Origin of the sequence: Bacillus sp. SDLI1 (assembly GCF_001553895.1) — a bacterium.
Classification (GTDB): Bacteria; Bacillota; Bacilli; order Bacillales; family Bacillaceae; genus Bacillus; species Bacillus siamensis.
The window spans coordinates 452,032-465,450 of record NZ_CP013950.1 but is presented as its reverse complement, the minus strand read 5'-3'; the positions used below and the strand labels follow the sequence as shown (position 1 = coordinate 465,450).

The following is a 13,419-nucleotide window of genomic DNA, read 5'->3' as shown; positions in this document are numbered from 1 at the left end:
CGTGAAGAACTTCAATAAGCAAATCACTTTATCGCTGAAAAATCCGTTTATTTTACATCATGACGTTTACGGAGAAAAAGTCCTTCCGGGATTGGCTTATATTGATATGTTTTATCAGGTTTTCAAAGAGCGCGGCTATTCATACGACGGGCTTCAGCTGCGCCATTTATCCATATATCAGCCGCTTATTGCGAAAGAAAACAGCGCCGTCAAGCTTACGGTTGAATGTACAAAGGTAAAAGAAGGGCGCTGGAAACTGACCGCAAAAGGGACTGAGATGGGCGGCGGACGAGTCCAGCCGGACGAACGTATTTACGTCAAAGCGGAAATGCATGAGACGGCTCCCGCAGTGTTCAGTGACACGCTTGATCTTGACTCTGTCAAACGCGAGGCGGAACGCACCATCGATTTAAATGAGCTGTATGCACAATGCAGAAGCCAGGAATTGGTTCACAGCGGATATATGAAAGCCGAAGGAGAAGTATTTGAGGAGCGGGACGGCGTCACCTTTGATTTATCACTCGGAAAAGACGCGATGGGACAGGCCGGAGGGTTTTTGTTTCATCCGACTCTTCTTGACGGAAGCGGCGTCGGCGCAAACCTATTGATTTCATCGCTGTTAAATGGGGAAAAGAGGCTGTTTCTGCCTCTTTTCTATGAATCTTTTACAGCTTCCGAACCTTTGCAGGGCGGATGCATCACGAGAATCAAACGTTCGTCGCTCCGGCAGGAAAAGGAGCTCATTTACATTACACTGGAGTTTTTTAACGCATCCGGCCGGAAAGTAGCCGAGCTGAAAGATTTCACAAGCAAGCTCGTGCGGGATGCCGAGCTGATTAATACAGACCGAAAGCCTGCTGAGAAACCTCCTGAAAAAGCCGGTTTACCGGAAGTTGCGGCATCGCTTGAAGGCGGACACCCGCATGAGGAAGCAGAACGGTATGTCATGAATCTGATGGCGGAAAAAATCGGCAAGCCGCTTGAACAGATTGATTCTCAAGTCGGCTACTATGAAATGGGGTTGACATCGTCCGGCCTGCTTGACGTCGTCGAAACGATCAGCGAAAAAATCGGCGAAACCCTTTCACCGACTTTGCTGTTTGAATATACGACGGCAGCAGAGCTTGCGGCTTTCCTGACTGAGCAGCACGGGAGCCATTTCAGCGCACCTCCGGTAAAAATGGAGAAGCAGCCGCAAACAGAAAAAAGGCGGAAAAGCAGTGTGGCGCAAGATGAAGATATCGCCATTATCGGGATGGCCGGCCGCTATCCGCAGGCCGAAAATATTCACGAATTCTGGGAAAACCTGAAAGAAGGAAAAAACTGTGTCACCGAAATTCCGGAGTCTCGCTGGGACTGGCGCCGATTTGAAAATGTAAAGTCGCCTTCCGGAAAGAGCATTTCAAAATGGGGCGGATTTATTGATGATCCGGATTGCTTTGATCCTCAATTTTTCAGGATTACGCCGCGGGAAGCTGAAACAATGGACCCTCAGGAACGGCTGTTTTTACAAACATGCTGGGAAACGATTGAGGATGCCGGATATACGCCGAAGTCGCTCGCAGAGGCGCGCGGACAAAATAAGAGACAGCGCGTCGGCGTCTTTGCCGGGGTGATGCACAAGGACTATACGTTGGTCGGAGCTGAGGCTTCTTCTGAAGATCATGTATTCCCGCTATCTCTTAATTATGCGCAGATCGCAAACAGAGTTTCATATTTTTGCAATTTTCACGGGCCGAGCATGGCGGTTGATACGGTCTGTTCATCTTCGCTGACTGCGGTTCACCTTGCTGCGGAGAGCATTCGGCGCGGAGAATGTGAATCGGCGGTTGCCGGAGGCGTCAACTTGTCGCTGCATCCGAATAAATATCTGACATACGGTTTATGGGACATGTTTTCAACAGACGGGGTTTGTCATACGTTCGGGAAAGACGGAGACGGCTATGTACCGGCTGAGGGAATCGGTGCCGTTTTATTAAAACCGCTGCAAGAAGCGATAAAAGACGGAGATCGGATTTACGCGGTAGTAAAGGGCAGTGCCGTCAACCACGTGGGAACAGTAAGCGGGATTTCCGTGCCGAGCCCGGTCGCGCAGGCCGATTTAATTGAGGAATGCCTGGATAAAGCGGGAATCGATCCGCGCACGGTCAGTTATATTGAGGCGCACGGGACCGGAACGTCTCTCGGCGATCCGATTGAAGTTCAAGGCCTTGTCAAGGCGTTCCGCCAGTACACACAGGACAAGCAGTTCTGCGCCATCGGATCAGTGAAGTCCAATATCGGCCATGCTGAATCGGCGGCGGGCATCAGCGGCTTAAGCAAGGCCGCCCTGCAGCTTCACTATAAAACGCTGGTGCCGTCTCTGCATTCCGAGGAGCTGAATCCGTATTTAGATTTTGAACAATCACCGTTTTATGTCCAGCATCAAACCGAAGCATGGCAGCAGCCTTCAGTGACGGAAGACGGAAACGAGACCGTATATCCGCGGCGTGCTGGGATCAGTTCTTTCGGGGCGACAGGTTCAAATGTGCATCTCATCCTGGAAGAATTTATTCCGGAAGAATCACACAAAACAAATGCTGAACCTGCGGAAGGACAGACATTCATTTTCCCGGTTTCCGCCCGAAATGAAGAACGGCTTAAAGAGTATGTTGCGAAGCTGTCTGCATTTATTCATCCCGGCGTGCCGCTTGAGGATGCGGCATATACACTTCAGGTCGGCCGTGAGCAGATGGAGGAGCGGGTTGTTTTCACCGCACAGAATATAACACAGCTTAAAGAACGGCTGGGAGGTTTTCTGGCGGGTCAAACGGCCGGCGGATGCTGGCGGAACAGAGCTGATAAAACGAAACAGGCAGAGCTTGCTCCGGACTTGATACATAAATGGCTTTCTTCCGGAAGTCTGGAGATGATTGCTGAGAAGTGGGCCGGCGGAGGAACGATGGATTGGAATCTCTTATACGGTGAAAACAAACCGAATCGGATCAGCCTGCCGACTTATCCGTTTGAAAAAACACGGTATTGGGTGCCCGAGGCGGAGAAAAGAGATTCGTTGCCGCAAAAAAATGCAGGCATGCTGCACCCGCTCCTGCATGAAAATGTATCAAACATGTCAGGCGTCCGTTTTCGGTCCTCTTTTAGCGGCGGAGAGTTTTTCCTGAAAGATCACGTCGTCAAAAACGAGCGGACGTTACCGGGCGCGGCTTATCTGGAAATGGTCCGGGCAGCCGTTGAACACGCGGCAGAAACGAAGGAAGAAGGAACAGTCCGTCTGAAGCATGTCGTATGGATACGCCCGTTTACAGCGGCGGATGAGTCCGCAGAATTGTATCTTCGTCTTTATGACGAAGAAAATGGGGAGATGGGATTTACGGTTTATCGTGAATCGGTTTCATCAGAACAAGAGCCCGTTCTCTATGCGCAAGGAAGCGCGGCGTTTGTCCGGGCGGGCGAACCGGCGAAAATCGAGATTGACAAATTGAGAGAATCACGCCGTCTGATCACACCTGACGCTTGCTATCAAGCTTATAAACAGATGGGGATTGAATACGGGGATGCTCATAAAGCGGTCACGGAAATCTATGCAAAAGACAGCGAAGTGCTCGCAAAACTCTCCCTCCCGTCATCTGTTTCTTATACAAAAGATCAGTTTGTCCTCCATCCGAGTCTCTTGGATGCGGCATTCCACGCGACAATCGGTTTGATGCTTGATAGAGACGGAACTGACATAAGGCCGATGCTGCCGTTTGCTCTGGAGCAGATTGATGTGCTGAAAAGCTGTAAAAGCAATATGTGGGTTTCCATTGCGTACAGCGGCGATAGCAAGCCTGAAGATGCCGTGCAGAAGCTGGATATTGATGTATGTGACGAACAAGGCAATGTATGTGTGAAAATGACTGGTTATTCCGCACGGGAAATTGAAACGAATAAAACAGATACACTATTTTTTGAGCACGTATGGGAAGAGAAGGCTGCTGTACATGAAAAAGCGCCAATCCATTTCAAAGCCCGTCACGTGATGATATCTGACCGGTTTACAGAACAGATGAACAGCATACAGACAGACTTCAGCTGTCACGTGCTCCGTGATCAGCATAAGAGTGAAGACGAACGGTTTGAAGCCTGTGCGCTTCAGGCTTTTGAAGAAGTGAAGAAAATCCTCGCTTCAAAATCCGGCGGGCGCGAGCTTATTCAGATTGTCGTGCCTCAAGAAGCTGATACGCAGCTCCTTTGCGGCTTAACGGGGCTTTTGAAAACAGCGGCGCTTGAAAACCCGAACCTGACCGGCCAGCTGATTGAAGCGGAGCCGGACGTCAAGGCAGACACGCTGTCACGATATGTAAAAGAATGCAGCGCTCATCCTGATGACAAGCATATTCGCTATGAAAACGGCAGGCGCTATACGGCGCAATGGCAGGAATCGGGTCTTGAACAGTTGGGCGCCGAAAAGCCGTGGAAGGATAAAGGTGTTTATCTGATCACAGGCGGTGCGGGCGGTCTCGGATTTTTGTTCGCCAAAGAAATCGCCCGGCATGCAAAAGGCGCCGTTCTTATTTTAACGGGGCGTTCTCTGTTGGATAACCGTAAAAAAGCCCAGCTGCAAGAGCTGTCCGATCTTGGCGCGCAAGCCGTATACAAACAAACGGACATGACGGAAAAACAAGAAGTCCAATCGCTCACAGCGGATATCTGCCGGCAGTACGGCGGCTTAAACGGCATCATACACAGCGCCGGAACGATAAAAGACAACTACATTCTGAAAAAGCACAAGGATGAAATCCATGATGTGCTGGCACCGAAAGTCTCCGGGCTGGTTCACCTTGATGAAGCATGTAAGGACATAGAGCTTGATTTTCTGATTCTTTTCTCTTCCGGAGCGGGAAGCGCCGGAAGCGCGGGCCAAGCAGATTATGCGATGGCCAATGCGTTTATGAACGCTTTCAGTGAAAAAAGAAACCGGCAAAAGGCCCGAAATGAACGCCATGGACACACTCTTTCAATCTGCTGGCCGCTTTGGAAAGACGGCGGGATGACGGTTGACGCCGAAACGGAAGCCATGCTGACAAAAGAAAGCGGCATGGTCCCTATGAAAACAGAAAACGGCATTCAAGCTTTGTACCGCGGGTGGGCAGCAAAGACATCCCAGATCATGGTGACGGAAGGCTACGCTGCAAAAATCCGGGCGTTTCTGAAAAAATCAGCGGAAGATCAAGAAGAAACGGAAAGCGAACCAGAAGCACCGGCAGGCTTTTCATCAGGCAGAGAAAACATGCTTGCGGAAAAAACGGAGCATTTCTTGAAACAGGTGCTTTCGGAAGTAACCAAACTTCCTGTCGGCAGTATTGACGCCAAGGCACCTATGGAAGATTACGGAATTGATTCGATTATGATTATGCATTTGACGGGACGGCTGGAAAAGAGCTTCGGTTCATTATCAAAAACATTGTTTTTCGAGTACCAGAATATTGAATCGCTGGCGCAATATTTTATGAAAGCTCACCGCGGCACGCTGCTGGAAGCGACCGGGATGAAAACGGAAGAACCCCCTGCAGCCAAAACGGATCTGCAGGAGAAAACAGAAGAAAAGCCTGTATCCTATCGCAGTGAAGGCAAAAAAGGCTTTGCGCAAGTCCGCACAGACACGCGGGAAAATCCAGTGCCGGAGCGTGAGGATATCGCGATTATCGGTATATCAGGACGATATCCGCAGGCCGAAAATCTCCAGGAATTTTGGAAGAACTTAAGTGAAGGCGTTGACTGCATAACCGAAATTCCAAGCGGCCGCTGGGATCACAGCCTTTATTACGACGCTGATAAAGATCAAGAAGGCAAGACGTACGGAAAATGGGGAGGATTTTTGAAAGACGTGGACAAATTTGATCCGCAATTCTTCTCTATTTCACCCCGGGATGCAAAATTGATGGACCCGCAGGAGCGGTTATTTCTGCAATGTGTCTACGAAACAATGGAGGATGCCGGTTATACGCGCAAAAAGCTGACCGGAAAATCGGGTGACCTGCAGGGCGCCAATGTCGGTGTTTACGTCGGCGTCATGTATGAGGAATACCAGCTTTACGGAGCCGAAGAACAGGCGCGCGGAAAATCGCTCGCTTTGACCGGAAATCCGTCATCCATCGCGAATCGGGCTTCCTATGTATTCGGCTTTAACGGTCCGAGCATGGCTCTTGATACGATGTGCTCTTCTTCTTTAACAGCCATTCACCTGGCGTGTCAAAGCTTGCGGAACGGGGAATGCGAGGCGGCATTTGCCGGGGGCGTCAATGTATCCATCCATCCGAATAAATATTTGATGCTCGGCCAGAACAGATTTTTATCAAGCAAAGGCAGATGTGAAAGTTTCGGAGAAGGCGGAGACGGTTATGTGCCCGGTGAAGGAGTGGGCGCCGTACTCCTCAAGCCGCTTTCTAAAGCGAAAGCGGACGGTGATCATATTTACGGCTTGATCAAAGGAACGGCCGTGAACCATGATGGAAAAACAAACGGGTATTCCGTCCCGAATCCGAACGCCCAAGCTGCGGTAATCAAACAGGCGTTAAAAGACGCGGGAACCGATCCGAGGGCGGTCAGCTACATCGAAGCCCACGGCACCGGAACTTCACTCGGCGATCCGATTGAAATCACGGGTCTGACAAAAGTCTTTTCAGAACAAACACAGGATAAACAGTTTTGCGCCATCGGCTCAGCAAAATCCAATATCGGGCACTGTGAAAGCGCAGCAGGCATCGCGGGGCTGACGAAGGTGCTGCTGCAAATGAAACACAAGAAGCTTGCGCCGTCACTGCATTCCCGGACGCTTAACCCGAATATTGATTTTCCGAGTACGCCGTTTAAAGTGCAGCAGACGCTTGAAGAGTGGAAAAGACCGGTCATAAATGATAAGGAACTGCCGAGAACCGCGGGGCTTTCCTCTTTCGGAGCCGGCGGCGTCAACGCTCACATCGTCATCGAAGAATATACCGCTGATGTGGATAAGGAGACGGCTTTTGCCGCACCTCATCCATCGATGATCATTCTTTCCGCGAAAAATGAGAAACGGCTTCAAGAACGGGCGAAACGCCTTCTTGATGCACTGCGGAGCGGGCGTTACAGGGAAGCGGATCTGGGCCGGATCGCCTATACGCTTCAAACCGGCCGTGAAGCGATGGAAGAGCGTCTCGGTCTGATTGTCAGCAATTTGCGCGAGCTTGAAGAAAAGCTTGACGGATTTACGGGAGGCAAAGATTCAATTGATCAGCTCTACCGCGGACAAGTCAAACAGAATAAAGACACGATGGCGCTGTTTGCGGCTGATGAGGACATGGAAAAAACCATTGAGGCATGGCTTGAAAAAGGCAAAGCCGCAAAGGTATTAGAGCTTTGGGTAAAGGGCCTTCCGCTGAATTGGGATAAGCTGTATCAAATGGGCAGACCGCAAAAAATCAGTCTCCCGGCTTACCCGTTTGCAACGGACCGTTATTGGATCGACACATCAGCTGATGCAGCTGTCAAAAAAACGGTGGAAACAAAGCCTGCACCGATCGCACCGGCGGCCGTCCCGGAACCGGTCATTGAAGCAGCACCTCTTTCCGAGGAGATTACAAAAGAAAAACCGTCAAATATTACATTGCAGCCTTTGAGCGGCGCGGGACCAAAAAGAATGGCACAGTCCGCTGACCGTCCGGCGGTTTCCGCTGAAAAAGTAAGTGCCGAATTAACGGAAAGTTTGGCGGACGTTTTATATATGGATCCTGGCGATATCGACGCAGACGACACTTTTATTGATATCGGTATGGATTCAATCACCGGTCTTGAATGGATAAAGGCCGTTAATAAAACGTACGGCACGTCCCTTACGGTGACGAAAGTATATGATTATCCGACAATCCGCCAGTTTGCGGTCTTCTTGCAAAAAGAGCTCGGGACAGAACCGATCCTTGAGGAAGTAACCGAACCGAAGAAAACGGAGGCCGTGAACAAACCGTCCAACATACTTCTGCAGCCTTTAAACGCTCATAAGCAGCCGGTGATACAGGCAGAAGCGGCTATTCTCGAGGCGATGTCTGAAACGGCAGCTTCCGCCGAACCGGAAGAACAGATTGAAGCGGTGCATGACGAGTTATCAAAAGCACTTGCTGATGTATTGTACATGGAGCGGCATGAAGTAGATATTGATGAGGCCTTTATTGATCTGGGCATGGATTCGATTACCGGGCTTGAATGGATAAAAGCCGTCAATAAACGGTACGGCACGGACTGTAACGTAACGAAAGTGTATGATTATCCGACAATCCGTCAATTTGCCGATTTTCTGCGCACGCAGCCGTCCGTCCGCGGTAGAAAAAAACAGGCGGTTCCCGTACGTCCGAAGCCGCTTACGCAGCAAGACGCCCCGCAGGAGAAAACACCTGCCGAGCCGGAGAGATTAACGGTTCAAAAGGAACTTGAACCGGTGCAGGCCAAACAGGAGCCTAATGACGAGATGGCGGACGCGATAGCTATCGTCGGCATGTCGGGCAAATACCCCGACGCACCGGATCTTAAGACGTATTGGGACAATTTAGTGCGTGCGAAAAACGCCATTCGCGACATCCCGCTTTCCCGCTGGAATGTAAACCAATACTATGATCCGGCCTTAAACAAGAAGGGCAAAGTATACTGCAAATCAATCGGTATGCTTGACGGCATTGAAGATTTTGATCCGCTGTTTTTTAATATTTCTCCGTCTGAAGCGGAACTTATGGACCCGCAGCACCGGATATTTTTACAGGAAGGCTTTAAAGCCTTTGAAGATGCTGGCTACAGCTCAAAAGAATTAAGCGGGAAAAATTGCGGCGTTTATTTAGGGATTATGAACAATGAATACGGCATGATGTTAAATAAACATCAGACAGGAGGAAGCGCAACGGGCAACAGTTTCAGCATCGCGGCGGCCCGCCTGGCGTATTATCTCAACTTGAAAGGGCCGGCGATTCCGATCGATACGGCATGCTCATCGTCTCTTGTCGGGACTCATTTGGCGCGTCAGGCGCTGTTGAATCATGAAATTGACATGGCGCTTGTCGGCGGCGTCACCTTGTATATAACGCCTGAATCATACATCAGCATGTGTGAAGCCGGAATGCTGTCTCCTGACGGCCAATGCAAAGCATTTGATAACAGCGCAAACGGATTTGTGCCTGGCGAAGGCGCGGGGGCGCTCGTTCTGAAAAGGCTGAAAGATGCGGAAGCCGATCAAGACCATATTTACGGAGTCATTATCGGATCCGGAATTAACCAGGACGGAAAAACAAACGGTATTACCGCGCCGAGCGCGAAAAGCCAAATGGATTTAGAGCGCCAAGTGTATGAAACGCACAACATCCACCCTGAGAGCATCACCTATGCGGAAATGCACGGCACCGGCACAAAGCAGGGGGATCCGATTGAATTAGAAGCTTTATCTTCTGTATTTAAGGAAAAAACGGACCGAAAACAATTTTGCGCCATCGGTTCGGTTAAATCGAATATCGGACATACGTCGGCGGCGGCAGGCGTAGCAAGCGTGCAGAAAGTCCTGCTGTCGATGAAGCATCAAAAGCTTGTGCCGAGTCTTCATTTCAGCACGCCGAATGAACATTTTGATTTCGATGACTCGCCTTTATTTGTCAATACCGAACTCAAACCTTGGGAAACAGGCGGAGCACCGCGGCGGGCCTGTGTCAGCTCATTCGGCTACAGCGGCACAAACGCTCATCTCGTCATTGAAGAGTACCAGCCGAAAGACCGGGGCAGCCGAAAGCCTGATGAGACAAACATTTTTGTACTGTCGGCGAAAAAAGCGCCGCAGCTAAAAGCCTATGCCGAGTCGATGATCGATTTTGCAAAAGCCAATCAGGATATCCATCTTTCAGATATGGCGTACACGCTTCAAACCGGGCGTGACGCAATGGACTGCCGTCTTGCGGTTACAGCTGGTTCGAGAGAAGAGCTGATCAGCCGTTTAACCGATTTTGTATACGGCAATACGGGTGAAGGGATATATGAAGCCCACATCAAAACGGCAAAAAAAGAAATCAAAGCATTTGAAACGGACGATGATCTGAAGCAGCTTGTCAGGTCATGGTTCGATAAGAAAAAATACGGCAATATAGCGGAATTGTGGGCAAAAGGGCTTCACGTGGACTGGAACAGGCTTTATCAAGACGAAAAACCACGCAGAATCAGTCTGCCGGCTTACCCGTTTGCCAAGGAGCCGTACTGGCTGCCTCAAGTGAAATCCGCATCGGAGGAAACGGAAGACCGGCGCGAAGCTGTGCTTTTAGAAAAGCAGTGGGTTCCGTGTAAGATCAAGTCTGCCGATGAAAAAAGCGTTCAGAAGGTCATGATTCTGGCTGATGCAAGGACAAGGGGACTTGCCGAAGAGACTGCAAAGCATTTCGATGACTCGTTCATTCTCCCGGTCGATTCGGCTGACACTGCAGCTAGCGATTGGAATCGCATAGATGGCGCAATCGATCTGACGGGATGCGGAGACGAAGACCTTTCACTGGAAGGGATCAGCCGGCTCCAGACTCTGATTGATACAAGCCGCCGTCAAGCGCGGCCGCTGACGCTGCTGTATGTAACAAAAGGCTTGGAGCCGTTTCAGCAGAAAACGATTCATCTCGCAGGAGCGGCAAAAAGCGGCCTGTACAGAATGCTGCAAAGTGAGTATCAAAACGTGACATCAAGACACATGGATGCCGACACCGATACAAATCAGCAGACACTTGCCAAACAGATTGCGGATGAATTTTCAGCGGACAGCACAGAACCGGAAGTCTGCCTCCGAAACGAACAGAGATACCGCGCTGCATTCAGGGAGATTCCAAAATGGGAGCGATCAGAACAACAGCCCGCACCGTTCCCGGAAGATCATGTGCTTTTCATTACCGGAGGGACGAGAGGGCTCGGTCTTTTATGCGCACGCCATTTCACAGAAAAACACGGCGTGAAAAAAGTGGTGCTGACAGGCAGGGAGCCGATTCCTCCCCGCCATGAACGGTCAGCTGTGAATACACGGCTGAAAGAGAAAATACGGGCGATTGAAGCGCTAGAAGCAAAAGGTGTGCAAGTAGCGGTCATCAGTCTGAAATTGTCTGACCGTGATGCGGCGGCTGCGGAAATTGAAACGATCCGGCGCACGATGGGACCGATCGGCGGGGTCATTCACTGTGCAGGCTCGGTTAATTCAGTAAATCCGGCGTTTATCAGAAAGACTGCTGACGACATACAAGAAGTGCTGGAACCGAAAGTCGCCGGGCTTCAAACCTTAAGCAGCCTTTTTACAAATGATCCTTTGCGATTCTTCGTCTTATTTTCTTCCGTATCTGCTGTCATACCGGCGCTTGCCGCAGGGCAGTCGGATTATGCGATGGCAAATGCGTACATGGATTATTTCGCGGCTGCTCATCAGCATCAATATCCGATGGTCAGCATTCAATGGCCGAATTGGAAGGAAACCGGATTGGGTGAAGTCCGCACAGAAAGCCTGAAGCAGACCGGACTTTTAGGACTGACGAATGCGGAAGGGATTGACTTGCTGGACCGCATTTTGTCTGAAAACATCCGCCCGGCCGTTCTGCCGGCCATCGTTGATCGAAGCGGATGGCATCCTGACAGGCTGCTCAGTCAAAAGAAAAAACAAAAAGAGGCTGAAGCAGAAATAAACGGTCAAATCGAGGAAAAACAATCAGACTCAGACCTTCTTTTTGATACGAAGGCATGGCTTGTAAAACTGTTTTCTGATGAGCTGAAAATCGCTCCGGATGAACTGGAAACAGACGAACCGTTTCAGGATTACGGGGTTGATTCGATCATTTTAGCGCAGCTTTTACAGCAAATGAATCAAGCGCTCAAAAAGGACTTAGATCCGTCTGTTTTATATGAACATCCGACGATTGACGCGTTTGCCGAATGGCTTGTATCCAACAGTCAGCCGCTGCTCACAAGGAAGGAATCTGTCACAGAAACCGCGGTTCCCGCCAATGTGCAAACCGTTCAAGCTGAACAAAACCGATATGCCGAAAATGAAGACATTGCCGTCGTTGGAATGAGCTGCCGCTTTCCGGGAGCGGAATCGTTAGAACAATATTGGGATTTGCTGAGAAACGGCAGGTCCGCGATCGGCTCCGTGCCGGCCGAACGATTCGGTTACGAAAATCAGTATGTTGCGGGCTTGATTGAACATATGGATCACTTTGATTCCGATTTCTTTTTCATACCGGAAAACGACGCGAAAGCGATGGATCCTCAGGCATTGGCGGTGCTGGAAGAAAGCGTAAGGCTTTGGTGTCATGCCGGCTATACCCGTGAAGAAATCAAGGGCATAGAAGCCGGTGTGTATATCGGAGGCCGCAGCCAGCATCAGCCTGATCCTGAAATTCTTGCGAATACCCGCAATCCGATCGTTGCGGGCGGGCAGAACTATTTAGCTGCAAACGTTTCGCAATTTTTTGACCTGCGGGGGCCGAGCATCGTGCTTGATACGGCTTGTTCATCGGCTTTGACAGGAATGAATATGGCCGTACAGGCACTGAGAAGCGGCGATATCAAAATAGCGGTAGTCGGCGGTGTCAGTATGCTGAACACGGATGCGGCGCACCGAATGTTCCAAGAGCGCGGGCTGTTAAACGAAAAACCGGCATTTCATGTATTTGATAAGCGTTCAGGCGGCGTTGTCCTCGGAGAAGGCGTGGGCATGGTGCTGTTAAAAACGGTAAGCCAGGCGCAAAAAGACGGCGACACGATACACGCAGTCATTAAGGCCGCCGCCATGAATAATGACGGCAGAACGGCAGGACCGTCAGCCCCTAATGTTCAGGCGCAAAAAGACGTTATGAAAAGCGCGCTTTTAAAAAGCGGCAAAAAGCCGGAGGATATCACTTATATCGAAGCAAACGGATCGGGTTCCGCTGTGACTGATTTACTTGAGCTGAAGGCGATTCAATCTGTATACCGCTCAGGTCAGCATGTTCCGCTCGGCATCGGGTCAATCAAGCCGAACATCGGGCATCCGCTTTGCGCAGAAGGCATCGCAAGCTTCATTAAAGTCGTATTAATGCTGAAACACAGGCAAACGGTTCCGTTTCTCTCAGGGGATGAACCGATGCCGCATTTTGATATAACAAAGACCGATTTGTATTTTGATAAAACAGCCGGCGAATGGGATGCAGCCAGACCGTCTGCGGCCATCAACTGCTTTGCCGACGGCGGAACGAACGCCCACGTCATTCTGGAAGCTTGGGAAGAAAAAGATACCCGACTGAAAAGAAAGCCGCTGCCTGCACCGTCATTAAGACGTAAGGGTCTCGTAAAAGAACCTGATGCACCGGTGAAGAAACAAGAGCTTCCTGCCAAGAAAATGTTCTGGAAAGCATTTAAATAGAGAGGAGTGGGAAG

At 50.2% G+C, this 13,419-nt stretch carries 1 protein-coding gene; it reads left to right on the top strand.

Features of this window, described 5'->3' with window-relative positions; genetic code table 11:
* The first annotated feature begins 1 nt into the window (after position 1).
* Positions 2 to 13,405: a type I polyketide synthase gene (locus AUL54_RS02010; RefSeq protein WP_060962738.1), complete on the top strand. Its 13,404-nt coding sequence runs from the start codon at positions 2 to 4 to the stop codon at positions 13,403 to 13,405.
* The last annotated feature ends 14 nt before the right edge of the window (positions 13,406 to 13,419 follow it).